Raw genomic sequence first — 25,710 nt, 5'->3', positions numbered from 1 at the left:
AATCACGGCATCCGGGCGTCGCGCGCCCGTCAGCGGCGGACGCCGTCGATCCTGACCCAGTCGCCTTCGCGGGTCACCGCAAGCTGCTCGAACCAGGGCCGGTAGCGGCGCAGCAGGTCCTCTTCCTGGCCGTCGAGAATGCCCGACAGCGCGATCCGGCCTCCCGGTTCGACGCGCTCGGCCAGCACTTCGGCCAGCGCGTCGAGCGCGGACGCGAGGATGTTGGCGAGCACCACGGGATACGTGGCCTGCGGCGCCTCGGCCGGCAGGAAGACCTTCAGGGCGTTGCCGACATCGTTGCGCTCGGCGTTGTCGCCCGAGGCCTGCAGCGCCTGCGGATCGTTGTCGACGCCGACCGCGTGCGCGGCGCCCAGCTTCAGTGCCGCCAGGGCGAGGATGCCGCTGCCGCAGCCGTAATCGAGCACGGTGCGGCCCTGCAAGGCACCTTCGGCCGCGAGCGTGTCCAGCCACTGAAGGCACAGGGAAGTCGTCGGGTGCGTGCCGGAGCCGAAGGCCAGACCGGGATCCAGGCGCACCACGGCCGCGTCGTCGCCGGCCTCGTCGGGCAGCGCATGGTTCCAGGGCACGATCCAGGTGCGCGCGCCGAAACGCAGCGGCGTGTACTGGTCCATCCACACGCGCTCCCAGTCCTGGTCCTCGACGGTGCGGAATCCCGCACGGGTCCAGTCCAGGCCGCTGTCGCAGGTGTCCAGCGCGGCCAGCAGCTGCAGCGCATCGGTATCGGCTTCGAACAGGGCGGTCAGCACGACCGAATGCCACAGCGGGGTCTCGCCGACGCCCGGTTCCAGGATCGCCTGCTCGTTGCCGGTGTCGGCATCGGCGTCGAGCATCGTGACCGCCAGCGCGCCGACCTCCTCGAGTGCGCGCGCGTAGCGCGGCTGCTCGTCTTCGCTGCATTGCAGGCTCAGTTCGAGGTGGGGCATCGAGGCGTTCCGGACGGGGGGAAGGGGGCGGCATGGTGGCGGCCGGGGGCGGGCACGTAAAGCCCCGCGGCCCGCGCGCGCGCGGAGTCGGGTTCCGGCAGGACATGGGCGGCCTTCGGAGGCACGGCCATCGCGAGGCGGGGAGATCGCGGCTGGGTCGGCATGGGCGCGCCTGGGCAGGAGGAGCCTCACCCTGGGCAAGCGCCTGCATGCGGGACGTCAAGGTTCCGGCCCGGACCCGGGACGAGCGCCGGGACGCGACCGCGCGCACGGTTCCTCTGTGCCGACCGGCGGACGGCCGCGTCGATCGGCTAGAATTCCGCCCGTTCGCCGCCGCTGGCGCCGTTTCCGGCGCGTGGCCGCCCGCCGCAGGACCGCACGTGTTGGTCAGAGTGTTCGCCCTCATCGCGATCGTGGGAGCCGTCGTCACTTCGATGTCGAGCTGGCGCGGTGCTGCGCTGCCTGTTGCAGACGCGTCGGAACCCGTTGCGATCGCAGCGCAGGCCGAGTCATCCACGCCGCGGCGGGGCGCTGCGCATCGTGGCCTGGACGCGGGCGACACCGCGCCGTCACCCGTGCGCACCACCCCGCAGACCGCGCGCGCCTGGGTGTCGCGGCAGCAGGAGTTCGAACGCACCGGCGACCTGTTCGCATTCGCCCAGCGCCTGCAGCCCGCGGCCGACGCCGGGGATGGCGAGGCGCGCTGGCTGGTCAGCCGGGTCCACGAATATTGCGACGGCTACGCGCGCGCACCGGCGGATTACGACCGCGACACCGCCCTGATCGACAGTCTGGCCCTGCGCGCCGCGCGCCCGCTGGGCGATGCCCGCAGCCGGGTCGCCGCGCGCTGCGGGCGCTTCGTGCCCGACGACACGCTGAGCTTCGTGCAGCTGGTGGAACTGCGGAAGGCCGCGGCCGCGGCCGGCAGCCTGGCGGCCGAAGCGGCGCTGCTGACGATGGGCGAACCGCTGGAAGACGACCCGGCGTACCGGCGCGACCTGGTCGCCCGCGTGCAGAGCGCGCGTGATCCGGAGGCCTATGCCGCGCTGGCGCCGGCCATGGGTCTGGCGGCCGTCGACGACGTCGCGCTCGCCGGCCGCTTCGCCGGGACCCAGGCTGCGGAACTCGGCTGGCGGATCGCCGGTTGCAGGCTTGGCCTGGACTGCACGCCCGAGGGCGCGCTGATGACGACCTACTGCGCCAGCGGCGGCATCTGCGCACAGACCGCGGATCAGGATTTTTCGACGTTCGTGCGCGAGGCGGCCCTGTCGCCCGGCGAAGCGGACGAGGTGGACCACATGGTGAACGCGCTCGTGGACGGGCAACGGGTCGGAATGGTGATGAAATGACGAAGCGAATGACGTCGCGCCGCGTGCGCTTCTGGTTCTGGGTGACGCTGTTCTGCGGCTACTCGGTCGCCGTGGCCGGTGTGGTCGTGGATGCGATCGGCGACAACTACCGGAAGCTCACCCAGGTCGCCCTGACCACCACCGAGGCGCCCGAGGCGCAGCGGGCGCTGGGCGCCGCGCAGATCGCCGCCTTGCACCGCGCGCAGAGCGCGACACCCTTCCGCACCCTGCCGGCCGGCGAGACCTTCCGCGTGGTCTGGCCCGACGGTTCGAGCGAGATCGTGCGCATCGTCGACCAGTCCGACGCGCACGGCGCCCGGGTGGTCGACGGCAGTGCACGCGATGCGGACGGCCTGCCGCTCGGCCGGCTGGAACTGGAAGTGCAGCCGGTGTCGACCGATGCGCCGCGACGCGATCCGTCGCTGATGGCCGAAACCTTCAACCGCTGATCGCCGGCCGGGCGTCGCGCTGGACGCGACGGGTCGGTCCGCGGATCAGCGCTGCGCAGGATCCGCGAACGGCACCGGCAGGATCCGTGTCGGTGCTTCTGGGCCAGCCGGCGCGCGATCGATCAGCTGGTCGCGGGCCAGATCCAGTTCGACATGCAGCGTCGGCGCGCCTGCTGCGACGCGCGCCATCAGCGTCATCAGCGGCCCGAACCGGCTGCGGACGAAGTCGCCGACGGGTGTGTCTGGATCGAGGCGTGCATCGTCCGTGGGCGCGGCCGCTGTGCCCGGTCCCAGCGCCGACGCCAGCACGGCGTAGTGCGCGGCCCGCGCCTGCGGAACATCGGCGAAGGCCAGGTCTCCGGCCTGGGCGATGCGCACGAAATCCACCGCCAGATCGAAGGCCTGCCACTTCGCGAAAGCATCCAGCGCCAGGCCGTGGGCCTGCGCCAGCGATTCCGCGCGGAGACGCGCTTCCGCCAGGTCGCCGTCGAACGCGTCTGCATCGCCTGCGCGCAACCCGGTGTCGGCCAGACACGTGTACACGTCGTCGGCGAACAGCGCGCGCGAGGAACTTTTGGCAAGCGCCCCCAGCGTGACCGGCGTGCGCAACTGCGACAGCGTCAGCAGGTCGGCGCCGCTCAGCGGACTGCGCGCCAGGCCGCGCAAGGCGCACGGCCAGTCGGCATCCAGCAGGCGCCGCTGCACCAGCTGGCTGAGATAGCGGCGCACGAAATCGCGGTAGTCCGTTGCCTCGAGGATGTCGGCGTCCCAGCGCGGCGCGGCGCTGCCGGCGTGCTCGGCGCGGTAGAGATCGAAGAAGGTGTCGAAGCCGGGCACGGCGTCCAGCCGCACCGTGCGTACGTCGATCGTCGGGCTGCCGTCCAGCGTCATCAGCGTGTAGGCCGGCACGTAGGCGGCCACCGACGGCGCCTGGATGTTGAACAGCACGTCCTCTCCTAAGCGGCCGCGCACGGCGATGTCGTTGAAATGCATGTGGCCGCCGACGTGCACGCGCAGACCGGTCGCTGCCAGCGCGCGGGTCGTGGCGTCGGACGGCCGGCGCGCCATCTGCATGCTGCCCGGGCCGAGCAGTCCGGCGATGCCGTCCGAGGCGCCGTTGTAGAACTCGGCCATCGGGAAGTGGCTGAAGGCCACCACCTGCTTGCCGCGCGCGGCGCCCTCGGCGACCACGCCGGCCAGCCAGTCGACGACGTGCGGCCGGTGGCGCAGCACCGCGTCCCAGCCCTGGTTGCCGGAGCCGGTGAAGTCGTTCGCGCCCGGTCCGTTCGGCACATAGACGTTGGCGTCGAGTCCGACCAGCCACAGCCCGTCGACCGGTTCGACCACATAGGTCGTATCGATCACATCCCGGCAGAGACCGGGGGCCGATGCATTCGATACGTCCGCGCAGATCCGCGCGCTGCGCGTCGTCCAGTCGGCCTGCGCCCGCGCGGTGGCGAGCGTGTAGTCGGCTACGCCGTAGCGGCTGTAGGGCGTGGCGTAGTAACGGTCCTGCGGCCGCGGCATGAAGCCGTGTCCGGCCAGCGCGGCGGTGATGCCGGCGTAGCCCATGTGGCGCACGTCTTCGGTGCAGTGCAGCGTGTCGGGGCGGTCGCGCCGCGCACGCGCTGTGCCGTCACAGCCGGGATGGCCGCCGCGGCTGTAGACGGCATGCGGGCCGATGTGGCCGCTGACCGGATCGCGTCCGAGGTAATCCGGCTTGCCGCCGGGTTCGTCGAGCGGGCGGACCGGATCGTGATTGCCCGGCACTACGAAGAAGCGCACGCCATGGCGCGCCGCGTAGTCGTCGAGGATCCGCACCAGGCCGCGCATGTGCACCGGCTGGCCGTCATCGGAGAAATCGCCGGGCAACACGATCAGCCGCACGCCGCGCGCGACCGCATCGTCGAGCGCGGCCAGGAACGCGAAGTGGTTTTCGTTGAACAGCCGGGTGGACGAGAGCTGCGCGTCCATCGTGCGGATGGTCGCGTGGTGTCCGCTGCCGGGCAGGGCGATGCCGGGAAAACCGTCGCCATCGAACTGCGCGTACACGTCGTGGAAGTGCACGTCCGGCATGAAGGCGACCTGCACCGGTGCCTGCAGGCCCGATGCGGGCACCACGCTGCCCGCGGTGTCGGCCGCCGCTGCCAGCGGCAGCCACAGCGCCAGCGCCGCCAGCAGGCCCGTCAGGCGATGCGCATGCGCAAAAGGCCGCCCCTGTGCGGGCGGCCTCCTGCAGACGAGCGTTCGCGGTTGCGCGTCCAGCGGGCTCAGAAGTCCGCCCGCAGGCCCAGGCTGATCCGGCGGCCCGACAGTTCGTACATCGTCGGGAACGAGGGATCCATGGTGTAGCCGGTCGTCGCCTCGTCGGTCATGTTGATGCCCTTGAGGCTGAGCTTGAGGTTGTCGGCCAGACGCACGCCGATCGACACGTCCAGTTGGCCGTAGCCGTCGCGATAGATCGGATACATGTTGTAGCCGATCGATTCCACGTACTCGCTCTTGTGGTTGTAGGACACGCGGGCGTCGAAGCGCGGATTCTCGTAGTACGCGGTCAGGTTCCAGGTCTTCTCGGCCAGGCCCGGCATCGGCGTCTGGATGCCGAGATCCGATTCGCCGGCCAGCGAGCTGTCGAGCATCGTGTAGTTGGCATTGATGCCGAAGCCTTCGAACGCCGGGTGCAGCATCGTCAGCGGCAGCTGGGCGATCAGTTCGATGCCGTCGACCTCGTAGGCGCCTGCGGCATTGACCGGCTGGTAGACGTCGAAATCGAAGATGCCGTTGAGCGTGCCGTTGGCGTTGTAGACCGGCACGTCCTCGACCACGCCGGTCAGCGCGTTGATCACCACGCCGTCGATCTTCTTGCGGAAGTACGAGGCCGCCAGCAGGCCGCCGTTGCCGAGGTACTGCTCCAGGCCCACTTCCCACTGGTCGGCGTAGGTCGGCTTCAGTTCGGGATTGCCGTCGGTGAAGCGGTAGGAACTCCAGCTCGCGGTGCGCTTGTAGGCGATGTCGGTCATCGCCGGGCGGATCAGCGTTTCCGATGCGGCCGCGCGCAGCAGCAGGCCGTCGCGCAGTTCGGCGGTGAGGTTGAGGCTCGGCAGCACGTCGCTGTAGCTGCCGTCCATCGACACCGGCGTATCGGTGTAGCCGGTGGTGCCATCCGGGTTCTGCACCGGGTGGTAGCCGAACGAGGTCACCGAGGTGTCGACGTAGCGCACGCCGCCGTTGACGCTGACCGGCACGCGGCCCAGATCGAACGCCAGGTTGCCCATCGCGTACAGCGCGGTTGCCTGCTCGTCGACGCGGTAGTACTGCGCGTCGTCGAACGGCGTGGAAAAGCCGGCGTAGCGGAAGGTGCTGCGCGCCTCTTCGTTGTCGACCATGCGCCAGTCGAGATCGCGCGCGGTGTAGGCGCCGCCCGGCACGATGTCGCCGATCGGGCGCAGCGTGCTGTCGTCCAGCGTGCGGGTGTTGACCCAGCTGTTGTCGCCGGCCGACGGTCCGCCGATCTTGGCTTCGCCGTAGCGGCGTTCCTTGGACTTGTCGGTGTGGCGCGCGCCGAACTGCACGTCGCGCAGCGCCGGCAGGAACGGCAGGTCCAGCGTCTTGCGCACGTTGACCTGGGCGGCGTACTTGTCGTCGGTGATGTGCTCGAGCGTGGTCTCGTAGGCCTCGAACAGATAACGCTCGGGCGATGCATACATGTCGAAACCGCCCGACGACGCGCTCGGGATCGTCTCGCCGCTGCGCCCGTTCCAGCGCGTGCGCGACGGCGCGTAGGCGACGTGCTTGAGGTTGGCGTAGTCCAGCGACTTCTCCGCGCCCGAATAGCCGAGCAGGGCGTCGACGGACCAGGTGTCGCCGCGCCAGTCGAGCGCCGCGCTGTACTGGCGGAAGTCGGTCTCGTTGCGGCGTTCCTTGCTCAGGAACTCGTGCTGGGTGGCGGTGTAGGACACGTCGCGCAGCACCAGGATGCCGTGCTCGGCCAGCGTGGTGGCGTCGTATTCGTGGATGGTCTCCAGCGTGCTGCGGCTCGACGCCGAATACGCGGCGGCGTCGTATTCGTCTTCGGTGGTGTCGTAGCCGCCGACCAGCGCGTCGAAGGTCAGGCTGAAGTCGCGGCTGGGCCGGTACTGCAGCGACGCGGTCGCGCCCCACTTGTCCTGCTCGTTGAGGAACACGCGATCGCCGACCTTGTCCTGGAACACGATCAGATTCGATTCCGCGCTGTCGTTGCGGTTGCCGATCTGGCGCCCGGTATCGCGCTCGATCACGGCTTCGGCCTGTGCGCCGCGCACGCCCGAGGCACCGAGGAAGCGCGACATCGGACGGAAATTGATGCCCGAGGTCGCATCGGTGCGGTTGGTGCGCTTGGCCTTGGAGAACGAGACCAGCGCGCCCCAGTCGCCCCAGGTGTCGGAGGCGAGGAACGAGACCTTCGGGTCCACTTCCTCGGAGATCGAGTTGTGCGCACCTTCGATGGAGCCGACCAGCTGACGCGTGCTGTAGTCGAACGGACGCGCGGTGGAGATCTTCACCGAACCGGCGATGCCGCCTTCCTCGTCGGCCGCGGTCGGCGACTTCTGCACGGTGACCTGCTGGATGATTTCGGATGCGAAGATGTCGAACTCGACCTCGCGGCCACCGCTGCCCGACGCCGTCGCCAGGTCGTTGATCGAGACATGCGTGTAGTCGGACGGCAGGCCGCGCACGTTGACGCGCGAACCCAAGCCCTTGTTGCGCTCGATGGTCACGCCGGGCATGCGCTGCAGCGCCTCGGCGAGGTTCTGTTCGGGGAAATCGGCCACGTCGGTGGCGACGATGGAATCGGAGAAACCCACGTTGTCGCGCTTCAGGTCCACCGCTTGCTCGAGGCTGCGGCTGTAGGTGCCGGTGACCTGCACCGTGTCCAGATGGTGGATCCCGGCCTGCGCATCCCCGGCGTCCTGCGCCATCGCCTGCATCGGCAGCGCGGTCACGCCCGCGGCGATCACGCCCTGGATCAGCCGGCTCAGCACGCGGGTTTTCGGAATCGATCGGAGGGACGGGCGGTGGCGATACGTCATGCTGCTCTCGTGGAAGTCGAAGGACCGCGCAGCAGGCCGCGTCCGGACGTGTCCGGATGGCCCGCCATGCGTGAAGCCGCGCAGCCTAGAGACCGAATGTGTTGGTTTGATTTCGCGCGGATGTCGGTTCCGCGCACGGCGACGTCCCGGCGTGCGCACGCGCAGCGTCCGTCGACGCGGTCTTTGCGTCCCGCCGCGGGATGAGGGCCCGGATGGATCTGTGGGATATCGCCGGAGCGGGCGGCTATCGGCGCAGGCCGCCATCTGTTGTGGATGCGCGATGCGCGATGCGCCAAGCGGTGACGCCGACGCGCAGGCGCTGTCGGGATCAGCCGCGCGCTGCGCGACGTCGACGCGTACGCCGCGCTTCGGCGATGCGCGACCAGAAGCCGATCGACTGGAACTGCACGAGGCACAGCGCCAGCAGCGTCCAGCCGATGTTCGCGTTGAGATAGATCCCGGCGGCGCGATTGAGCGCGGTCCAGCCGGAGCGGCGCATGGCCAGGCTGCCTTCGCCGAGCAACGTGTGCAGCGCCTGGGCCGTGGAGATCGACAGCCAGTCGCCGTCACGCGCGATGCCGTAGGCGCCGTAGACGACGCAGGCGGCCGTGGCCAGGGCCAGTCCACCGGCAACCCACGCGAGCAGCGTGCCGGCATTGCGCACGCGCGGCGCGAGCTGGATCGCAGCCAGGCTCCAGACGAGGGCGAACACAGCAAAGGCGTAGAGAAATACCATGTACAGCTCCCGGGTCGCAGACTTGCAGGCCGCCATCCGGGCCGCCTGCGCCGGACGTCCGGCGCGCGGGCACCCTGCCACACCGGGTGTGCCCGAGGCATCGCCGGGCGTGTCGTCCGTGCGGATCTCGTCTCTGGAACCAGGAAACCGATGAACGTGGTGGACCTCGAAACGATCCGGCTCTCGGTCGCGCCGATGATGGACTGGACCGACGTGCACTGCCGTCAGTTCCACCGCATCCTCGCGCCGCAGGCGCGGCTGTACACCGAAATGGTGCACGCCCGGGCGGTGATCCATGGCGACCGTTCGCGATTGCTGGCCGCCACGCCCGAGCAGGCGCCGCTGGCGCTGCAGCTCGGCGGCAGCGAGCCGGCGTCGCTGGCCGAAGCCTCGCGGATCGCGGCCGAGCACGGATTCGACGAGATCAACCTCAATTGCGGCTGTCCCTCCGACCGGGTGCAGGCCGGGCGCTTCGGCGCCTGTCTGATGCGCGAGCCGGCCCTGGTCGCCGACTGCGTCGCGGCGATGGCGGCCGCGAGCGACGTGCCGGTGACCGTGAAGTGCCGGCTGGGCGTGGACGAGGACGACGACTACACCGTATTCCGCGCCTTCGTAGACGGCGCCGTGGCGGCCGGCGCGGCGATGATCGTCGTGCACGCGCGCAACGCCTGGCTGCAGGGCCTGTCGCCGAAGGAAAACCGCGACGTGCCGCCGCTGCGCTACGACTGGGCGTATCGACTCAAGCAGGAGCGTCCGGCGTTGCCGGTGGTGCTCAACGGCGGCATCGCGACGCTGGCAGCCATCCAGGCGCAGGCGGGTCTCGTCGACGGCGTGATGCTGGGGCGCGCGGCCTATCACGATCCCTATCTGCTGCATGTGGCGGACGCGACGATGACCGGACGTGCGCCGCGTCCGCGCGCGGATCTGCTGCGCGCGCTGCGCCCGTATACCGAGGCGCAGATGGCCGAAGGCGTCGCGCTCAAGCACATCGTCCGTCACGTGCTCGGCCTGTTCCAGGGTCAGCCCGGCGGCCGCATGTTCCGCCAGGTGCTCAGCGAAGGAGGGCACCGTCCCGGCGCGGACTGGTCACTGGTCGAACGCGCCATCGCGGCGACCGAAGACGTGCGCACGCGCACCGCCGCATGATCACGCGCGATCCCGTCGCGTTCTTCGCCGTCGCCGCAGGCCTCGCGGCCGATGCCGCGGCGGCGACACCGCGAGGCGCTTTTCTGGTGTCTCCGGACCGCTTCGTCCGCGCCGACGATTCGGCGCGCGACAACCGTTACATGGCCGAGGCCGCGGCGTTCGACGCCGGCAGTGCGCACGCCCAGCACCGCGCCCTGCATCGCCGCATGGCCGACGCCTTGCCGACGCTCTGTTTTCCCGGCGCGGACGATGCGCCGGACGGCCTGTTTCCCAACAACGTGTTCGCCACCGTGCCCGGGCATGCGATCGTCGGCCGCATGCATCACCCGGTGCGACAGCGCGAAGCCGCACGCGAGGACATCCGCGGGTTCCTCCGCGAGCTGATGAGCTACCGGCTGATCGACCTGTCGCAGCAGCCGCACGCCTGCGAACTGACGGGTTCGCTGGTCGTCGACCGTGCCCGCGGACTCGGCTTCTGCGGACTGTCATCGCGCTGCGATGCCGAGGGCGCACGTCTGATGCACGACGCCTTCGGCCTGCGCGCGACGCTGGTGTTCGATCTGGCGCCGGGCGAATACCACACCAATGTCGTCCTGGCGGTACTGGCCGGGCGCGCGGCGCTGGTCTGCCGCGACGGCTTCGCCGATCCGGCGGTGGCCGACGCCATCGTCGACGGCTACGCGCCGCATGGCATCGCACTCGACGGCCGCCAGCAGGCGGCGTTCGCCGCCAATGCGATCGCGCTCACTCCGGAGCGGGTATGGATGAGCGCCGGCGCAGCGGCGTCCCTGGATGCCGGGACGCGCCAGGCGATCGCTGCCGCCGGCTTCGAAATCGAGGCGGTGCCGCTGGATGCGATCGAGGCCGCCGGCGGCTCGCTCCGGTGCTGCATTGCGGAAATCTACTGAGGCGCACATGATCGAATCGCGGCCGAAGCTGAACGAGGACAGCAATGTCAACGAAAAGTTAAGGACGGATTCACCGCTTTTGCTCGACCATTCAATACGTTATCTCCGTCATTTCCCAGGAGCGGCCGTGCCCGTCCCGTCGTGCCATCTGTCGTCCCGATGTCTGCTGGCCGCCCTCCTCGTGGCATCGGGAGCGGTGCAGGCGGCCGGTTTCGACACGCCGCCGCCGGCAGGTGCGCGGACCACGCCGGACATGCGCGCCTCGATGTCGCGACCCGATGCCGGCCGCGGACGCGTGCAGGACTCGATGTCCGACTCGGTGCGGCGCATCGAGCGCAGCACCCGCGGACGCGTCCTCAGCGTCGAGCGCATGCACTCCGAAGGGCGCGACCTCAACCGGGTCAAGGTGATGGACGACAGCGGCCGCGTCAGGATCTACGTCGATGACCCGCAGCAGCGCCGCCGTGCGGTGCGTGCACGCGGCGACGACGATTGATCCTGCATTCTCGCCCCATTCACGGCCGGTTCGGCCGTTCGACCGGAGTTGACTCATGCGTATCCTGCTCGTCGAAGACGAAGCCCCACTGCGCGAAACGCTCGCCGCGCGCCTGAAGCGCGAAGGCTTTGCCGTCGATGCTGCCCAGGATGGCGAGGAAGGCCTGTACATGGGACGCGAGGTGCCGTTCGACGTCGGCATCATCGATCTCGGCCTGCCGAAAATGTCGGGCATGGAGCTGATCAAGGCCCTGCGTGAGGAAGGCAAGCAGTTTCCGGTGCTGATCCTGACCGCGCGTTCGAGCTGGCAGGACAAGGTCGACGGCCTCAAGCAGGGCGCCGACGATTATCTGGTCAAGCCCTTCCACGTCGAAGAGCTGCTGGCGCGTATCAACGCGCTGGTCCGCCGCGCTGCCGGCTGGAGCAAGCCGACGCTGGAATGCGGCACGGTGACGCTGGATCTCGCGGCGCAGACCGTGAGCGTCGACGGCAAGAACGTCGATCTGACGAGCTACGAGTACAAGGTGCTCGAGTACCTGATGATGCATGCCGGTGAGCTGGTCTCGAAGGCCGATCTGACCGAGCACATCTACCAGCAGGATTTCGATCGCGATTCGAACGTGCTGGAAGTTTTCATCGGTCGCCTGCGCAAGAAGCTGGATCCCGATGGCGCGCTGAAGCCGATCGAGACCGTGCGCGGCCGCGGCTATCGCTTCGCGATCCCGCGCAATACCGAGGGTTGATCGCATTCCGGTGTGCCACCGCGTCTGCCGTGCCGCGTGCATCGGCAGCGCGTGCGGCGGCCGGACTATGATGTCCCATGGCTGGTGATCGACGACGCCCCTCGCGCTGGCGCCCCCGTTCGTTGCAGGCGCGCCAGGTGCTGGCCGCCAGTGTCGGCCTGCTCGCGTTTCTGGCGCTGGCGGGCTACGCGCTCGACCGGGCCTTTATCGACGTGGCTGGCGAAGGTCAGCGCGAACGACTGAAGAACTACGTGTACGCCTACGCAGGCGACATCGAGTTCCTGCGTGGCGGCGAGATCTATCCCTCCGAATCCCCGCCCGACGATCGCTTCTCGCGGCCCGGTAGCGGCCTCTATGCCGAGGTAGTGCTGCCGAACGACGCCTGGTCGTCGCGCTCGGCTTCCGGCCAGGAACTGCCCGAGGCGGTGATGCTGGGCGCCCGCGAAGAACGCTTCGACGGCCCGCTGCCGATGGTGCGCAGCGATGGCACGGCCGGCGAGGTCTATCGCTACGGCATCGGCCTGCTGTGGTCGCCCGAAGGACGCCCGGATACCGAATTCGCCTACACGATCTACGTGATGGAGGATGCGGGCATCGTGCCGCGCCAGGTGCGCGTGTTCCGCGCGGCGCTGTGGGTCAACCTCGGTATCGCCGGCGTGATCCTGCTGTTGTTGCAGGCGCTGATCGTGCGCTGGAGCCTGTGGCCGCTGCGCCGGGTCGAACACGAACTCGTGCGCGTGCAGCGTGGCCAGGCGGATCGCATGGGCATGCAGCATCCGCGCGAACTGCAGCCGCTGACCGAGAGCATCAATGCGCTGATCGAAAGCGAGCGCGAGCACCTCGCGCGTCAGCGCAACACGATGTCCGACCTCGCGCACAGTCTGAAGACGCCGCTCGCGGTACTGCGTTCGCGCCTCGACGCCGGCACCGGCGAAGCCGAGCTGCGCGAGGAAGTCGAAGCGCAGCTGCAGCGCATGACCGATCTGGTGACCTACCAGCTGGCGCGCGCGGCCTCCAGCGGCCATCAACTGTTTTCGGCGGCGATCGAGATCGAGCCGCATGCCGAGCAGATCGTGCGCGGCCTGGAGAAGATCTATACGGCCAAGGGCGCGGTCTGCGAGTTCGAGATCGATCCTGCCGCGCGCTTCCACGGCGAGGCCGGCGACCTGCAGGAACTGCTCGGCAATCTGCTCGAGAACGCCTTCAAGTGGGCGCGCGGGCGGGTGCTGCTGACGGTCAAGGAAGGCGAGAGCGCGCCGAACCGCCGGCCGGGGCTGGTGCTGATCGTCGAGGACGACGGTCCGGGCATTCCGGCGGACCGGGTGTCATCGGTGCTGCAGCGTGGTGTGCGCGGCGACGAACGCGTGCAGGGTCACGGCATCGGCCTGTCGATCGTGCAGGACATCGTGCACAGCTACCGCGGCGAACTGCAGGTCGGACGGTCGGACGAACTCGGCGGCGCCTGTTTCTCGGTCCGTCTGCCGCCCGGCTTCTGAGGCAACGCTGCGTCGGCGGGGAGGTCATTCCCGCGCAGACGACGAGCCATTGGCGTGCGCTCGGAAACGCGTCATCCACGAATCGACCAGGCCGTCCAGCGTTTCTGCCGAGGGCAGCGCGAGCGCGCGGAGATAGACGTGCCGCAGGAACATGCGCGGCCCCATCAAGCCAGCGACGACGGCCCGTAGAAACGTTCGAGATGCGCGGCGACCTGCGGCAGCGTTTCGCGCAGCACAGCAGGCGCACTGAAGTGATACTCGCTGCACACGGCGAAGAATTCTTCCGGCGCCTCGGCCGCATAGGGATCGAGGGCGGGGGTCTCGCCGGCATCGACCCGGGCGACGAAGTCATCGAAGGCCTGCTGGAAATCCCGCGCCCAGGTGCTCTGCCAGTCGCGCGGCAGCGGCGGCGTGCCGTCGAGCAGGCCGTCCAGCGCATCGAGCTTGTGCACCATCTCGTGCACCGCCACGCAGAAGCCCGCGTCGGGCTCGGCGATGTCGGATTGCACGTCGGCCCAGGACAGCACCAGCGGTCCGCTGTCCCAGGATTCGCCGATCAGTTCGTCGTCCCATTCGTGCATCACGCCGGCCGCATCGACGTGGGTGCGGTTCACGCGGAAGGCGTCGGGATAGACGATCAGCTGCGACCAGCCATGCAGGCCTTCCTCGCCGAATTCCAGCAATGGCAGGCAGCACAGCGCGGCGAGTGCGATGCGGTCCTGGTCCGACAGCACGAGGTCGCCGATCGGCGTGATCGTCTTGCGATGCAGAAACGTGGCCGCAAGGGTCGCCAGTCGCGCCGCGCGCGGTGCATCCAGCGCTGCAACCCAGGGCAGGCGACGCACGACCGGTGACCAGTCCTGCGGCGCGATCGCGGGCGGCGCGCTGGACCACAGCCGACGGAACAGGGACCTCACCACGCCACAGCCTCGATCAGCGGAACATGCCCGGCAGGAAGCTGTGCCAGCGCGGACCGCGGGTCGGGCTTTCGCCGTCGACGCCACCGCTCGCGGCCGGTCGGGCCTTGGAGGCACTGCCTGCGGGGGCGCGGCGATGGCCGGAGAACGCCGGCTCGCTGGCGTCGGCCACATTGGCAGAGCCCGACGGACAGGGCGGGGCATCGGCCGCGTCGGGGGCACGCGCATCACGTGCGGCGGCCGGCAGGCAGGCCGCGAGCAGCAATCCGCAGAAGATCGGTCGAACGGACATCGAGCACCCCGGCGAGAGAACGAGCGCGTACAGCCCGGCACTATAGCGCAGGCCGCTTGCACCCGCAGGTCCGTCGCGAAGCGGACGTGCAAGGCCTGGCCCGGGCCGCGATCCGGATCGGAGACACGCCCGGTCGCGCCTGCCGCGCCGGCGACAGCGCGCGCCCACTCGTCGATAATCGGGGCCATGCCTGTCCGTCTTCCGCCCTCGCGCGTCACCGCGCAGCTTCGTGTCGCGCCGCGCCTGGAGCGACGCGGGTGAATGCGGAACGCGCGCTGCTGCAGCGTCTGATCGATGGCCCGGTGTCGGGCGATGCGCTTGCGAAAGAAAGCGGGCAGACCCGGGCCGCCGTGTGGAAGCGCATCGCGCTGCTGCGCGATGCGGGCGTGGCGATCGTCGCGCGGCGTGGCCACGGGTACGCACTGCAGCATCCGCTGGACCTGCTCGATGCCGACGCGATCCGGGCTGCGATGTCGAATGATGCCCGTGCTGCCATGACCGGGCTCGAAGTCGCCTGGACGCTCGATTCGACCAATGCCGAATTGCTGCGCCGGCCGATGCCGGGTGCGCAGGCCGAAGTCCTGCTGGCCGAACGCCAGACCGGTGGCCGCGGTCGCCGCGGGCGCCACTGGCAATCGCCGCTGGCCGCGCACGTGTATCTGTCGGTGCAGCGTGGTTTCGAAGGCGGCCTGGCGCGGCTGGGCGGGTTGAGCCTGGTCGCCGGCATTGCAGCCGTCGAGGCGATGCACGGGCTCGGTATCGATAGTGTGCGACTGAAGTGGCCCAATGATCTGGTCGTGGCTGACGGGACCACGCTGCGCAAGCTCGGCGGTGTGCTGGTCGAAGGCGGCGGCGAACATGCGGGCCCTGTACGCGCGGTGCTCGGCATCGGCCTCAACGTGCGCATGCCGCAGGCGGACGCGGCGGCGATCGATCAGCCCTGGATCGATCTGTCGGCACTGGGCGGCGGTGTGCCGCCACCGCGCAATACAGTGGTTGCCGCGTTGCTCGGTGCGTGGCTGCCGGCGCTGGCGCAGTTCGACCGCGAAGGCCTGGCGCCGTTCCTGCCGCGGTTCGCGGCCATCGATGCATTGCAGGGGCGCGAAGTCACGGTGCAGACCGGGCGCGGGCACATCGTCGGTGTGGCGGCGGGCGTCGCGGTGGATGGCGCCTTCGCGCTGCGCGGTCCGGATGGAGAGGTGCAGGCGTTCCACGCCGGCGAAGTGAGTGTCCGTACAGGAGTTCGGGAATGACGGTCTGGCTGTTCGATCTGGGCAATACGCGGCTGAAGTACGCGCCGCTGCACGAAAACGGCATCGGCCCGGTGTCCGGCACGGCGCATGCCGCCGGTGGCCTGGATCCGGAGTGGCTGGAGGCGCTGCCGCTGCGGGTCGACACCGCGGTGGTCGCCAGCGTGGCCTCGCCGGCGCTCCGTGCGGTGCTGCTGGATGCGCTCGCCGCGCGCGGCGCGCAGGTGATCGCTGCCCGCACCCACGCTGTCCTCGATGGCCTGACGATCGCCTACGCCGATCCCGCGCGCCTGGGGGTCGACCGGTTCCTCGCATTGCTGGCCGCGCGCGCCGAATCGCCGGGGCCCGTCGTCGTGGCGGGCGTCGGGACCGCGTTGACGATCGATCTGGTCGACGTCGACGGACGCCATCTCGGCGGACGCATCGCGCCGTCGCCGACGCTGATGCGCGAAGCCCTGCATCGCCGCGTCGCGCAACTGGCGCCGGCGGGCGGCGCCTATGCCGAGTTCGCGCTCGACACCGACGATGCGCTCGCGTCCGGCTGCGAAGGCGCGGCGGTCGCGCTGGTCGAACGCAGCCTGGTGCAGGCGACCGCGCGTGTCGGCGGGCGTCCCGCGCTGCTGCTGCACGGCGGCGGTGCCCGCGAGCTGCATGCGCATCTGCCGACCGCGCGCATGCGCCCGGATCTGGTGCTCGACGGCCTGGCTCGCTGGTACCGCGCCAACCCCGCCGCCACGGCCTAGGATCGCCACATGCTGCTGCGCGCGCTGCTCGTTCTGCTGGTCATCCTCAATTTCGGTGTCGCCGCCTGGTGGGCGGTGCGCGGCGACGCGGGCGATGCGCATGCGCTCGCCGCCAGCGATCCGGGCACGCTGCTGCTGGCCAGCGAGCCGGTCGATGTCGCAACGCCCGGGCCGACGGACGCGGCTGGACACGCGTCCACCGCCGATGTGGCGACTGCGGCGGAGCCGCCCCCTGCGCCAGCGCCCGAACCGGTGCCGGCCCGCGTCGCTGCCGATCCCCCGCGATGTTTCGCCCTCGGCCCGTTCGCCGATGCCACCGCACAGGCGGCCGCCCGCGATCGCCTCGACGGCATCGCCGTGCGGACGGCCCTGCGCGACGTCAGCGAGACGCCGCGCGGCTGGCGGGTCTGGATGGCGCCCTTGCCCGATCGCGCCGCGGCCGATGCGGTGGTCGTGCGTCTGCTCGCGGCCGGTTTCAACGACTACTACGTGATCGGCGACGGCGACGAAGCCAATGGCGTCGCGCTGGGCCGTTTCGGCAGCGAGGCCCCCGCGCGGTCGCGCGCCGGGGCACTGCGCGACGCCGGATTCGAAGCCGAGGCGCAGCCGCTGGGCAGCGTGCTCGTACGCCACTGGCTCGACGTCATGGCCGCCGAAGGCGCGTCCGCGGAAACCCTGCGGTCGCAGGTCGGCGCCGCGCGCGTCGAGTCGCGGGACTGCAACGCATCCTGGCTTGCGGGTTAGAATTCCCGCGCGGCTCCGGCCGCATGTCGACGCCGGCATAGCTCAGTTGGTAGAGCAACCGCCTTGTAAGCGGTAGGTCCCCAGTTCGAATCCGGGTGCCGGCACCATTCCGACGCAGCCCTACGCGTGCCGCACCTGGCGCGCCGCATCGCCCACCGATGCCCGCCGTCCAGTCGACGGCGCCTGCTGCGTCAGCGCCCCATTCCGAGGAGACGCCATGCAGCAGTCCTACCGACCCGTTTCGATCTTCGGCGTGCCCACCGATGTCGGCGCCGGCCGCCGTGGTGCATCGATGGGCCCCGAAGGCCTGCGTGTGGCCGGCCTCGTCGAGGCGCTGGCGTCGCGCGGCGTCGACGTGGTGGACCGCGGCGACCTCAAGGGGCCGAAGAATCCCTGGCTGGGTCCGGATGCCGGCTACCGGCATCTCGACGAGGTCATCGCCTGGAACACCGCGGTGCTGGAGGCGTCGACGGCCGAACTCGCCCAGGGCCGGATGCCGGTGATGCTGGGCGGCGACCATTGCCTGGCGATCGGCTCGATCGCGGCGGTCGCCAACCACTGCCGCGCGCAGGGCAAGACGCTGCGCGTGCTGTGGCTGGATGCGCACACGGATTTCAACACCTCGCAGATCACCCCGTCGGGCAACATCCACGGCATGCCGGTCGCCTGCCTGTGCGGCATCGGACCGGACGTGCTCACCCGCATCGGCGGCCACGTGCCGGCGATCACGCCGGGGCAGATCCGGCAGATCGGCATCCGTTCGGTGGATCCGGAAGAGAAGCGCATGGTCAAGGCGCACGGGCTCGACATCTACGACATGCGCTACATCGACGAAGTCGGCATGCGCCAGGTGCTGACCCAGGCACTCGACGGCATGGATGCGAACACGCATCTGCACGTCAGCTTCGACGTCGACATCCTCGATCCGACGATCGCGCCCGGCACGGGCACGCCGGTACCGGGCGGCATCAACTATCGCGAGGCCCAGCTGGTGATGGAGATGATCGCCGACACCGGTCGTCTGGGCTCGCTCGACATCGTCGAGGTCAACACCGCGTTGGACCATGGCAATACGACGGCGGAACTGGCGGTCGACCTGGTCGAAAGCCTGTTCGGCAAGTCGACCTTGATGCGCGACTGAGGCCCTCGGCTTCACGCGGTGCGCGCCTGGTTGAACAGGGCGCCACGCACGGCGTGCGATGCACGCGGCTTTCACGAGGCAGGTTCCTATAGTCGCGCCATGGTTGCGGAGGTCCGCAGCTGTTCGCAACGAAAACCGGAATCCCTGGAGAATCCAATGAAGCGTTTGACCGCACTGATGCTGCTTGCCCTGTTCACCGTTGGCACCCTGAGTGCCTGCAACACCATGAAGGGTGCTGGCCAGGACGTTCAGAAGGTGGGTGAAAAGGTGGAAGACAGCGCCAACAACACCGGCGGCACCACCACGCGCCCCTGATCCAACGCAATTCATCGCATGAAAAAGGCCGGCATTGCCGGCCTTTTTCTTTGCGCGCCCGGAAGGTCTTCGGCTGCGGACTGCAGAGCGTGACGACGTTGCTCAGCGAGGTGACGAGCCGCCTTACGTTTCCACGACTCCCGTTTGATGGTGCGTGCGCAAGGATGGCATCGCGACGTCGCAGTGCGCATTTCCAGCGCCCGCGTTGCCCTTCAATCCAAGACAGGACGAAATCGCCATGAACAAAGACATCATTGCCGGCAAGTGGACCCAGGTGAAAGGCAAGGCGCAGGCCAAGTGGGGCGACCTCACCGACGACGTGTTCGATGTCGCAGCCGGCGACAGCAAGTATCTCGCGGGCAAGCTGCAGGAGAAGTACGGCTGGGAACGCGATCGCGCCGAGAAGGAAGTGGCGGACTTCGAGAAGACGCTCAACGACTGACGCGACTGTTTGATCCCTCCAGACGGGCCGGCTTTTACGCCGGCCCGTTTGCGTTCCGGGGCTCAGTAGCGCGAAGGCGGATCGGCGACGAAGCCGCCGGGAAACGCGCGCGGCGCCGCGACGGAGGTGCGGTCGCGTGCCCAGGGCTGCAGCCCCATGCGTGCCAGCACATCGGGGGCGTCGTAACGCAGGGTGGAGACCTGTGCCGGGTGACGCGTCGCGCGCACGAAGGCGGTCTGCGTGACCGGGGCCCATTCGCGCGCGCCGTGGCCGGTGCCGATGCGCTGGGCCGGCATCGCGCGTTCCATACGCGCATCGCCGGATGGCTGCGAAGCCGATGCGGCTTCGGACGCCGGGGCAGGCGCGCGCATGGCGTCCGCCTGTCCACGCGCGATCGGCGCCGGGTTTGCGGGGCGTGGCACCGCCCGTTCGTGGAAGACCGCGATGCCGATGGCGCCGACGTTGTCGGGACGCCCGGTGCGGGCGGCATAACTGTCGGGCAGGGCGGTGAAGACGAAGGCCGCGATGTCGTCATAGGACTTGCGCCAGCCTGCGATTTCGGTCGTCTGTCGCGGCGCCAGCACGTAGCCGGCCTGCGACGGATCCGCGGTGTCGCCCGAGACCGCATTGATGCCGTCGACCGACAGCACCACCAGCAGCCGTGCATCGGTGGTGTTGGTCAGGCGGATGGCATAGGGGCGGCCGGGTTCGCCGGCGACCCAGTGCGTGCCCCGCTGCGACGCGGTGACGAGCGACGCGCCGGTGTCGCGATCGATCAGGGTCATCGCGACCAGCGGATCGGGCTCGGGCATCGGGCGCCGGGCCTGGGTCGCGGCCGGCAGCAGCAGGGCGAGGGCCAGGACGGCGACAGCGGTGAAGACGGGGCGGCGGAGGGGACGAGGGTGCATGGCGGTGCTCCGGGTGGCGGGTCCTGACTTGAACGCCCGGGCGCGGCGCGCGGGGTCGAGGCGCGGGTGGCGGGGCCGGTCCATCGACCCCAGCGGTTAGACTGGACGCCTGTTTTTCAAGCCGTTCGCCACCCATGTCCCAGCGTCCCCAGCGCGTCCTCACCGGCATCACCACGTCCGGCACGCCGCACCTCGGCAACTACGTCGGCGCCGTGCGTCCGGCGATCAACGCCAGCCGCGCGCCCAACACCGAGAGCTTCTACTTCCTCGCCGACCTGCACAGCCTGATCAAGGCGCAGGACCCGGCGCGTACCCAGCGCTCGACGCTGGAGATCGCGGCGACGTGGCTCGCGGCCGGACTGGATCCGTCGAAGGTCTGGTTCTACCGCCAGAGCGATGTGCCGGAGACGACCGAGCTGATGTGGCTGCTGACCTGCGTGGCCGGCAAGGGCATCCTCAACCGCGCGCACGCCTACAAGGCCGCGGTCGACAAGAACCGCGCCGACGGCGAGGACGACGATGCCGCGGTGACGGCCGGCCTCTTCATGTACCCGGTGCTGATGGCCGCCGACATCCTGATCTTCAACGCCGACCGGGTGCCGGTGGGTCGCGACCAGATCCAGCACATCGAGATGGCGCGCGATTTCGCCCAGCGCTTCAATCACGTCTACGGCCGCGACTGGTTCAACCTGCCGGAAGCGGCGATCGACGACAACGTGGCGACGCTGCCGGGTCTCGACGGCCGCAAGATGAGCAAGAGCTACGACAACACCATTCCGCTGTTCGTGCCGCAGGCGCAGCTGAAGAAGCTGGTGTTCTCGATCCTCACCGATTCGAAGATGCCGGGCGAAGCGAAATCGACCGACGGCTCGGCGCTGTTCCAGCTCTACCAGGCCTTCGCGACGCCGGACGAAACCGCGGGTTTCGCGGCGGCATTCGCGGACGGCATCGGCTGGGGCGATGCGAAGCAGCAGCTGTTCGATGTGGTCGAACGCGAGATCGCGCCGATGCGCGAACGCTATGAAGACCTGATCGCGAAGCCGGGTGACATCGAGGACATCCTGCGCGATGGCGGCCAGCGCCTGCGCGAGCGTTATGCAATTCCATTGCTGCGCGAACTGCGCGACGCGGTCGGCCTGCGCAACCTCGGCAGCGCGGCGTCGATTCCATCGGATGCGCCGGCATCCGCCAAGGCTGCGCCGCCGGTGTTCAAGCAGTACCGCGAAGCCGACGGGAAGTTCTATTTCAAGCTCGTCGACGGCGAACGCGTGCTGCTGCAGAGCGCGGCCTTCGATGCGCCGCGCGATGCGGGCCAGACGATCGCGCGCCTGCGCCGCGGTGAACTCGCGCTCGCCGACGCACCGGCCACGCTCGGCGACGGCGTCGACGCCGCGACCGTGCAGGCCGCATTCGATGCGCTGGCCGCCGCCGATGCCGAGAAGGCCGCCTCGTGAACCCGACTGTCGCCCAGAATCTGGCGCTGCTGCTGTTCCTGCCATGGTTCCTGATTCTGGGCGTGCTGTTCTGGGTGTATCCGCGCCAGCCGCGCGGTGCGCGCCGCGTGCTGTTCGATCTCGTCAGTCTTGCGCTGTCGGTGATCGCGTTCCTGCTATCGATCCACTGGGCGCACGCGGTCGCCGACCGCGGTCACGGCACGATGTGGGCGCAGATCCTGGCGACGGCCACCGGCTACGGCGTGTTTCTCGCGGTGCTCGGTACCGCCTTCGCGCTGCGCCGACGCGTACTGCGCGCGCACTGACCGTGGGAGCGCGCTTGCGCGCGATTCCGCAGGCGTGTCCGCGCACGGCAATGCGGGAATCGCGGCCAAGGCCGCTCCCACTGCGCTGCACCAGCGTTCGACGGGACTGCGGCCCATCGACCAAAGCCGGGTTCGCCCGCGCGCATCCCCGGCCTAGACTGCGGGTCCAGTCAGCAGGAGCGATGCGATGACCGATCCGACACACGCCATCACGATCATCGACACCGGCTATGTCCGTCCGAACCTGTGCGCGGCGTATCTCGTCGAATCCGGCGGGCGCGCGGCGCTGATCGACTGCGGCACCGCGACCTGCGCGCAGACGGTACTCGATGCGATCGACGCCGCCGGCGTCGCGCGCGATGCGGTCGACTGGCTGATGGTCACGCACGTGCACCTGGACCACGCCGGCGCGGCGGGGCCGCTGATGCAGGCGCTGCCGAACGCACGGCTCGTCGTCCACCCGCGCGGTGCGCCGCACATGATCGATCCCACCAAGCTCATCGCCGGCGCGAAGGCGGTGTACGGCGAGGCGATGTTCGAGCGCGACCACGCCGGCATGCTGCCGGTCGACGCGGCGCGCGTGGTGATCGCCGAGGACGGCCACGTCGTCGAACTCGCCGGGCGTCCGCTGCTGTGCGTCGATACGCCCGGCCATGCACTGCACCATTACAGCGTTTGGGACGCCGCCACGCGCAGCTGGTTCGCCGGCGACACCTTCGGGCTGTCGTACCGGGAACTCGATACCTCGGCCGGTGCGTTCACGGTGCCGACGACCTCGCCGGTGCAGTTCGATCCGCAGCAGATGCACGACTCCATCCAGACGCTGCTCGCGCGTGCGCCGGAGACCATCCGCATCGCGCACTACGGCGAAGTCGACGATTGCGTGCGCCTGGGCGCGGACCTGCACGAACAGATCGATGCGATGGTCGCCATCGCCCGCGCCGCGCACGGGCACGCCGATCGTCACGCGCGCATCGTCGACGGGCTGACCAGCCTCTACACCGGGCGCGCCCGCGACCACGGCGTCGAAGACGCGTCCGCGCGTGTGGCCGAGGTGCTGGGCAACGATATCGAGATCAACGCCCAGGGCCTGGCGGTGTGGCTGGATCGCGCGTCGCGCTGAGCATTTCGGCGTCCGCGGCGTGACGCGCGGACGTCCCGGTTTGCGGCGGCGCGTCGACGCACCGGTGCGGCGCGATCGCTGCGTCAATCCCAGTGGTTGGTGTGCGGCCCGAGGGTCGCGCGCTGTGGGCGCACCACGCAGAAGCGATGGCCGCTGGGCGCTTCCATCACCCACCAGCGTTTGACGAAGGCGATCTTCTTCGCGCCCAGGCGCGCCAGCCGGTCGGCCTCGGCATCGATGTCGTCGGCCTCGATGTCGAGATGGATGCGCGACGCGTGGTCCACTTTCTGCAGCAGCAGGATGGGTTCGTCGTCGGCGGTGTCGAGCACTGCGTAGCGGCCGTCGCCGTCCTCGTCGGCGGCCTTGACCGGCTTGCCGAGCGCGCGGCTCCAGAATTCGACATGGGGTGCGAGATCGTCGACCTCGCAGTCGAGGACGAACGTGGACAGGCGGCTGCGATGCGGCATGGCGGGTCTCCTGGCGCGCGCGACGGCACCGGCCGCCGCAGAGGGCCATTACACGCCCAGGGACTGCCCGCCGTCGACCGCGAGCACCTGGCCGGTGATCCAGCGCGCCTGCGGCCCGCACAGGAACAGCGCGGCGCCAGCGACATCCTCCACCGCGCCGAAGCCGCCGAAGGGAATCGAGTCGCGGATGCGTGCGTACAGCGCCAGGTCGCTGTCGGCGCGTCGTTCCCACAGGCCGTCCGGAAATTCGATGGAGCCGGGGGCGATGGCGTTGACGCGGATGCGTGTGCGCGCGAGGTCCGCGGCCAGGGTCGTCGTGTAGTAGTTCAGCGCGGCCTTGAACGTCGAATAGGCCGGCGCGCGCGGCGTCGGATTCAGGGCGTTGATCGAGCTGATGTTGAGGATCGCCGGCGCTCGGCTGCGCTGCAGGTGCGGCAGGGCGGCGCGGTTGCAGCGTACGGCGGCCATCAGGTCGACGTCGAAGCCGGCCTGCCACGCGGCATCGCCCTGCGCGTGCGACAGCGCCGATGCGTTGTTGACCACGATGTCGATGCCGCCGAGCGCGTCGGCGGCCTCCGCAATCCAGGCGTCGATCTGCGCGGCATCGGCCAGATCGCAGACGACCGGGTGGACGGTGCCGCCGTGGCGGGACAGCGCATCGGACGCGTCCCGCAGCCGGTTCGCATCACGCGCGCACAGTGATACGGCGGCGCCTGCCTGCGCGAACGCATCGGCGATCGCGAATCCGATGCCGCGGCTGCCGCCGGCCACCAGCACGCGGCGACCGGTGAACGAGGGCGTGGCCGCAGCGTCGGTCATCGGCTCAGTTCGGCAGCGCGAGATCGTCGATCAGCGCCTTGAGGAAGCGCGCCGCCTCGCCGCCAGTCGCGGCGCGGTGGTCGAACGTCACCGACAGCGGAATGACCTTGTGCGATTCGAAACCGCCGATCACCGGAGTGATCTGGTGACGGCCGCGGCCCGCGGCGACGATCGCCACGCACGGCGGCACCACGACCGGCGTCGCGTAGCGACCGGCGAACATGCCGAAGTTCGACAGCGAGATCGTGTAGCCGCTCAGTTCGCTGGCCGGAATGCTGCGGTCCTCGACCTGCGCGCGCAGGCGGTTGATGCCCTCGCGCACGCCGCGGGCATCGAGCACGTCGGCATTGCGCAGTGCGGGCACGAACAGGCCGTCATCGGTGTCGACCGCGATGCCGATGTCGACATGCGGATGCAGCGTGCGCGTGAGCTTGTCGCCGTCGAACCAGGCATTGAGGGCCGGTACGGCGCGCGCGGCGACGCAGATGCCGCGGATCAGCCGTCCGGTGACGTCGTTGCCCGGTGCCCAGGCGTGGATGTCGGCATCGTCGCTGAGCGTGGTCGGCACGACCTTGGCATGTGCATCGGCCATGACGCGCGCCATGTTGCGACGCACGCCCTTCAGCGGCTCGGGCTGGCCCGATGCACTGACCGACGGCGGCTGCGTGCGCATCGGCTTGCCGGAGGCCGACAGCGCGGTGCGCTCGCCGGCCTGGCGCGTCTCGGCGCGCGGCGCGGGCGCGGCCTGGGTGACCCGCAGTTCCCCCGCACGCGGCGCCGGTGCAGCGCCGGTGCCGGGCACGGCCGAGCCGTCCGCGGCGGCCTGCTTGACGTCGGCCATCGTCACCACGCCATCGGCGCCGGTGCCGCGCACGCGCGCGATGTCGACCTTGAGCTTGCGCGCCAGTGCGCGCACCGCCGGCATCGCCTTGACGCCGCCGGCCGAGCTGGCCTGTTCGCTGTGGACCGTATCCGAGGACTGCATCGCGCCGACCACGGTGCCGGTGTCGGCGCGCTGGCCGCCGGCTTCGGACTTGGCTTCGGGCTGGGCGCCGTCACCTTCGGCGATCGCGCCGCCTTCGGTGGAGGCGACGACCTTGTCGTCCGGCGCAGGATCCTGACTGCCCACGCTCTTGCCGGGCGCGTCCTTGGGCGGCCCGTGGTGGTGGCCGGTGTCCTGGCCTTCCGCGCGCTGCGGCGCCGAGGCGTCGATTTCGAACTCGGCCAGCACGGCGCCGGTCTCGATGATGTCGCCGGCCTCGCCCGCGAGCCTGAGGATTTTTCCAGAGACCGGTGACGGCACGTCGACGACCGCCTTCGCGGTTTCCATCGACACCAGGGCATCGTCGAGGCGGATCGTGTCGCCGACCTTGACCGCCCATTCGACGATCGTGGCATCGGGCAGACCTTCGCCGAGATCGGGAAGGCGGAAGGAAGTCGTGTTGGCCATGCGTG

Annotated in this window: 26 protein-coding genes and 1 tRNA gene; 17 read left to right on the top strand and 10 right to left on the bottom strand. The window is 69.9% G+C overall.

Annotated elements, in window-relative coordinates; translation table 11 throughout:
- Positions 1–29: 29 nt before the first annotated feature.
- Positions 30–944, bottom strand: a complete 915-nt coding sequence (gene prmA / locus AC3A5K_RS11725; protein WP_487617695.1) for a 50S ribosomal protein L11 methyltransferase — start codon at positions 942–944, stop codon at positions 30–32.
- A 575-nt stretch (positions 945–1,519) separates the two neighbouring features.
- Here prmA and AC3A5K_RS11720 point away from each other — a divergent pair.
- The gene (locus AC3A5K_RS11720; protein ID WP_487617694.1) at positions 1,520–2,293 is read left to right on the top strand and encodes a hypothetical protein; all 774 of its coding nucleotides are present in this window, start codon (positions 1,520–1,522) and stop codon (positions 2,291–2,293) included.
- The gene (locus tag AC3A5K_RS11715) at positions 2,290–2,742 is read left to right on the top strand and encodes a hypothetical protein (protein ID WP_487617693.1); all 453 of its coding nucleotides are present in this window, start codon (positions 2,290–2,292) and stop codon (positions 2,740–2,742) included. Before AC3A5K_RS11720 ends, AC3A5K_RS11715 begins: the two co-directional genes overlap by 4 nt.
- Before the next feature lie 45 nt (positions 2,743–2,787).
- Here AC3A5K_RS11715 and AC3A5K_RS11710 read toward each other — a convergent pair whose 3' ends face one another.
- The 3 genes from AC3A5K_RS11710 to AC3A5K_RS11700 form a co-directional block, all read right to left on the bottom strand.
- On the bottom strand, positions 2,788–4,860 hold the full coding sequence (locus AC3A5K_RS11710) for a metallophosphoesterase (protein WP_487617692.1): 2,073 nt from the start codon (positions 4,858–4,860) through the stop codon (positions 2,788–2,790).
- A gap of 152 nt (positions 4,861–5,012) precedes the next feature.
- Positions 5,013–7,811: a TonB-dependent receptor gene (locus AC3A5K_RS11705; RefSeq protein WP_487617691.1), complete on the bottom strand. Its 2,799-nt coding sequence runs from the start codon at positions 7,809–7,811 to the stop codon at positions 5,013–5,015.
- 328 nt (positions 7,812–8,139) lie between these two features.
- Positions 8,140–8,547 carry a hypothetical protein gene (locus tag AC3A5K_RS11700; RefSeq protein WP_487617690.1) on the bottom strand — a complete coding sequence of 136 codons (408 nt, stop codon included), beginning with the start codon at positions 8,545–8,547 and terminating at the stop codon, positions 8,140–8,142.
- 150 nt (positions 8,548–8,697) lie between these two features.
- Between AC3A5K_RS11700 and dusA the strand changes: the two genes are divergently transcribed.
- The 5 genes from dusA to AC3A5K_RS11675 all read left to right on the top strand — a co-directional run bounded on the left by dusA (position 8,698) and on the right by AC3A5K_RS11675 (position 13,335).
- On the top strand, positions 8,698–9,693 hold the full coding sequence (dusA, locus tag AC3A5K_RS11695) for a tRNA dihydrouridine(20/20a) synthase DusA (protein ID WP_487617689.1): 996 nt from the start codon (positions 8,698–8,700) through the stop codon (positions 9,691–9,693).
- Positions 9,690–10,601, top strand: coding sequence for an arginine deiminase-related protein (locus AC3A5K_RS11690; protein ID WP_487617688.1), 912 nt, complete (start codon positions 9,690–9,692; stop codon positions 10,599–10,601). Before dusA ends, AC3A5K_RS11690 begins: the two co-directional genes overlap by 4 nt.
- A gap of 7 nt (positions 10,602–10,608) precedes the next feature.
- Positions 10,609–11,097: a PepSY domain-containing protein gene (locus AC3A5K_RS11685; RefSeq protein WP_487617687.1), complete on the top strand. Its 489-nt coding sequence runs from the start codon at positions 10,609–10,611 to the stop codon at positions 11,095–11,097.
- A gap of 55 nt (positions 11,098–11,152) precedes the next feature.
- Entirely contained in the window at positions 11,153–11,839 is a 687-nt protein-coding gene (locus AC3A5K_RS11680; protein WP_487617686.1) for a response regulator transcription factor, read from the top strand.
- 77 nt (positions 11,840–11,916) lie between these two features.
- Positions 11,917–13,335, top strand: a complete 1,419-nt coding sequence (locus AC3A5K_RS11675; RefSeq protein WP_487617685.1) for an ATP-binding protein — start codon at positions 11,917–11,919, stop codon at positions 13,333–13,335.
- Positions 13,336–13,499: 164 nt separating this feature from the next.
- Here AC3A5K_RS11675 and AC3A5K_RS11670 read toward each other — a convergent pair whose 3' ends face one another.
- On the bottom strand, positions 13,500–14,252 hold the full coding sequence (locus AC3A5K_RS11670) for a M90 family metallopeptidase (RefSeq protein WP_487617684.1): 753 nt from the start codon (positions 14,250–14,252) through the stop codon (positions 13,500–13,502).
- 16 nt (positions 14,253–14,268) lie between these two features.
- Positions 14,269–14,544 carry a hypothetical protein gene (locus AC3A5K_RS11665; RefSeq protein ID WP_487617683.1) on the bottom strand — a complete coding sequence of 92 codons (276 nt, stop codon included), beginning with the start codon at positions 14,542–14,544 and terminating at the stop codon, positions 14,269–14,271.
- Between the two features lie 257 nt (positions 14,545–14,801).
- Between AC3A5K_RS11665 and birA the strand changes: the two genes are divergently transcribed.
- The 7 genes from birA (at position 14,802) to AC3A5K_RS11630 (ending at position 19,179) form a co-directional block, all read left to right on the top strand.
- Positions 14,802–15,797, top strand: coding sequence for a bifunctional biotin--[acetyl-CoA-carboxylase] ligase/biotin operon repressor BirA (birA, locus tag AC3A5K_RS11660; RefSeq protein WP_487617682.1), 996 nt, complete (start codon positions 14,802–14,804; stop codon positions 15,795–15,797).
- Positions 15,794–16,537: a type III pantothenate kinase gene (locus tag AC3A5K_RS11655; RefSeq protein WP_487617681.1), complete on the top strand. Its 744-nt coding sequence runs from the start codon at positions 15,794–15,796 to the stop codon at positions 16,535–16,537. Before birA ends, AC3A5K_RS11655 begins: the two co-directional genes overlap by 4 nt.
- A 9-nt stretch (positions 16,538–16,546) precedes the next feature.
- A complete protein-coding gene (locus AC3A5K_RS11650; RefSeq protein WP_487617680.1) occupies positions 16,547–17,281 on the top strand; it encodes a hypothetical protein in 735 nt (244 codons plus the stop codon).
- A 31-nt stretch (positions 17,282–17,312) separates the two neighbouring features.
- A tRNA-Thr gene (locus AC3A5K_RS11645) sits at positions 17,313–17,388 on the top strand.
- Between the two features lie 110 nt (positions 17,389–17,498).
- Positions 17,499–18,422, top strand: a complete 924-nt coding sequence (rocF, locus tag AC3A5K_RS11640) for an arginase (RefSeq protein WP_487617679.1) — start codon at positions 17,499–17,501, stop codon at positions 18,420–18,422.
- A 156-nt stretch (positions 18,423–18,578) separates the two neighbouring features.
- Entirely contained in the window at positions 18,579–18,737 is a 159-nt protein-coding gene (locus AC3A5K_RS11635) for an entericidin A/B family lipoprotein (protein ID WP_487617678.1), read from the top strand.
- Between the two features lie 238 nt (positions 18,738–18,975).
- Positions 18,976–19,179, top strand: a complete 204-nt coding sequence (locus AC3A5K_RS11630) for a CsbD family protein (RefSeq protein ID WP_487617677.1) — start codon at positions 18,976–18,978, stop codon at positions 19,177–19,179.
- A 62-nt stretch (positions 19,180–19,241) separates the two neighbouring features.
- On the opposite strand, the gene AC3A5K_RS11625 is transcribed toward AC3A5K_RS11630, so the two are convergent.
- A complete protein-coding gene (locus tag AC3A5K_RS11625; RefSeq protein ID WP_487617676.1) occupies positions 19,242–20,087 on the bottom strand; it encodes a hypothetical protein in 846 nt (281 codons plus the stop codon).
- Positions 20,088–20,221: 134 nt separating this feature from the next.
- Between AC3A5K_RS11625 and AC3A5K_RS11620 the strand changes: the two genes are divergently transcribed.
- The 3 genes from AC3A5K_RS11620 (at position 20,222) to AC3A5K_RS11610 (ending at position 22,969) form a co-directional block, all read left to right on the top strand.
- Positions 20,222–21,541, top strand: coding sequence for a tryptophan--tRNA ligase (locus AC3A5K_RS11620; protein WP_487617675.1), 1,320 nt, complete (start codon positions 20,222–20,224; stop codon positions 21,539–21,541).
- Positions 21,538–21,846 (top strand): hypothetical protein, encoded by a 309-nt coding sequence (locus tag AC3A5K_RS11615; protein WP_487617674.1) that lies wholly within the window; start codon positions 21,538–21,540, stop codon positions 21,844–21,846. Before AC3A5K_RS11620 ends, AC3A5K_RS11615 begins: the two co-directional genes overlap by 4 nt.
- Positions 21,847–22,033: 187 nt before the next feature.
- Positions 22,034–22,969, top strand: coding sequence for an MBL fold metallo-hydrolase (locus tag AC3A5K_RS11610; protein WP_487617673.1), 936 nt, complete (start codon positions 22,034–22,036; stop codon positions 22,967–22,969).
- A gap of 83 nt (positions 22,970–23,052) precedes the next feature.
- Here the strand turns inward: AC3A5K_RS11610 and AC3A5K_RS11605 are convergent, their stop codons facing one another.
- From AC3A5K_RS11605 to AC3A5K_RS11595, 3 genes are read right to left on the bottom strand one after another with little or no spacing between them, the layout of a single operon-like run.
- Positions 23,053–23,436: a VOC family protein gene (locus AC3A5K_RS11605; RefSeq protein ID WP_487617672.1), complete on the bottom strand. Its 384-nt coding sequence runs from the start codon at positions 23,434–23,436 to the stop codon at positions 23,053–23,055.
- A gap of 48 nt (positions 23,437–23,484) precedes the next feature.
- Positions 23,485–24,255 carry an SDR family NAD(P)-dependent oxidoreductase gene (locus AC3A5K_RS11600; RefSeq protein ID WP_487617671.1) on the bottom strand — a complete coding sequence of 257 codons (771 nt, stop codon included), beginning with the start codon at positions 24,253–24,255 and terminating at the stop codon, positions 23,485–23,487.
- Positions 24,256–24,259: 4 nt separating this feature from the next.
- On the bottom strand, positions 24,260–25,705 hold the full coding sequence (locus AC3A5K_RS11595; RefSeq protein WP_487617670.1) for a dihydrolipoamide acetyltransferase family protein: 1,446 nt from the start codon (positions 25,703–25,705) through the stop codon (positions 24,260–24,262).
- Positions 25,706–25,710 lie beyond the last annotated feature (5 nt).

Source organism: Luteimonas sp. Soil_C_5 (assembly GCF_057656615.1).
Note: the sequence above shows the minus strand (reverse complement) of the source record. Positions and strands in the feature narration are given on the sequence as shown.

What these genes read in the sequence shown, in the direction of transcription:
- AC3A5K_RS11595 (WP_487617670.1), bottom strand. Translation starts at nt 25,705, where the DNA reads ATGGCCAACACGACTTCCTTCCGCCTTCCCGATCTCGGCGAAGGTCTG.
- AC3A5K_RS11610 (WP_487617673.1), top strand. Translation starts at nt 22,034, where the DNA reads ATGACCGATCCGACACACGCCATCACGATCATCGACACCGGCTATGTC.
- AC3A5K_RS11605 (WP_487617672.1), bottom strand. Translation starts at nt 23,436, where the DNA reads ATGCCGCATCGCAGCCGCCTGTCCACGTTCGTCCTCGACTGCGAGGTC.
- AC3A5K_RS11685 (WP_487617687.1), top strand. Translation starts at nt 10,609, where the DNA reads ATGATCGAATCGCGGCCGAAGCTGAACGAGGACAGCAATGTCAACGAA.
- AC3A5K_RS11690 (WP_487617688.1), top strand. Translation starts at nt 9,690, where the DNA reads ATGATCACGCGCGATCCCGTCGCGTTCTTCGCCGTCGCCGCAGGCCTC.
- AC3A5K_RS11675 (WP_487617685.1), top strand. Translation starts at nt 11,917, where the DNA reads ATGGCTGGTGATCGACGACGCCCCTCGCGCTGGCGCCCCCGTTCGTTG.
- AC3A5K_RS11705 (WP_487617691.1), bottom strand. Translation starts at nt 7,811, where the DNA reads ATGACGTATCGCCACCGCCCGTCCCTCCGATCGATTCCGAAAACCCGC.
- prmA (WP_487617695.1), bottom strand. Translation starts at nt 944, where the DNA reads ATGCCCCACCTCGAACTGAGCCTGCAATGCAGCGAAGACGAGCAGCCG.
- AC3A5K_RS11700 (WP_487617690.1), bottom strand. Translation starts at nt 8,547, where the DNA reads ATGGTATTTCTCTACGCCTTTGCTGTGTTCGCCCTCGTCTGGAGCCTG.
- AC3A5K_RS11665 (WP_487617683.1), bottom strand. Translation starts at nt 14,544, where the DNA reads ATGTCCGTTCGACCGATCTTCTGCGGATTGCTGCTCGCGGCCTGCCTG.
- AC3A5K_RS11625 (WP_487617676.1), bottom strand. Translation starts at nt 20,087, where the DNA reads ATGCACCCTCGTCCCCTCCGCCGCCCCGTCTTCACCGCTGTCGCCGTC.
- AC3A5K_RS11680 (WP_487617686.1), top strand. Translation starts at nt 11,153, where the DNA reads ATGCGTATCCTGCTCGTCGAAGACGAAGCCCCACTGCGCGAAACGCTC.
- AC3A5K_RS11715 (WP_487617693.1), top strand. Translation starts at nt 2,290, where the DNA reads ATGACGAAGCGAATGACGTCGCGCCGCGTGCGCTTCTGGTTCTGGGTG.
- AC3A5K_RS11655 (WP_487617681.1), top strand. Translation starts at nt 15,794, where the DNA reads ATGACGGTCTGGCTGTTCGATCTGGGCAATACGCGGCTGAAGTACGCG.
- dusA (WP_487617689.1), top strand. Translation starts at nt 8,698, where the DNA reads ATGAACGTGGTGGACCTCGAAACGATCCGGCTCTCGGTCGCGCCGATG.
- AC3A5K_RS11650 (WP_487617680.1), top strand. Translation starts at nt 16,547, where the DNA reads ATGCTGCTGCGCGCGCTGCTCGTTCTGCTGGTCATCCTCAATTTCGGT.
- AC3A5K_RS11600 (WP_487617671.1), bottom strand. Translation starts at nt 24,255, where the DNA reads ATGACCGACGCTGCGGCCACGCCCTCGTTCACCGGTCGCCGCGTGCTG.
- AC3A5K_RS11635 (WP_487617678.1), top strand. Translation starts at nt 18,579, where the DNA reads ATGAAGCGTTTGACCGCACTGATGCTGCTTGCCCTGTTCACCGTTGGC.
- rocF (WP_487617679.1), top strand. Translation starts at nt 17,499, where the DNA reads ATGCAGCAGTCCTACCGACCCGTTTCGATCTTCGGCGTGCCCACCGAT.
- AC3A5K_RS11630 (WP_487617677.1), top strand. Translation starts at nt 18,976, where the DNA reads ATGAACAAAGACATCATTGCCGGCAAGTGGACCCAGGTGAAAGGCAAG.
- AC3A5K_RS11620 (WP_487617675.1), top strand. Translation starts at nt 20,222, where the DNA reads ATGTCCCAGCGTCCCCAGCGCGTCCTCACCGGCATCACCACGTCCGGC.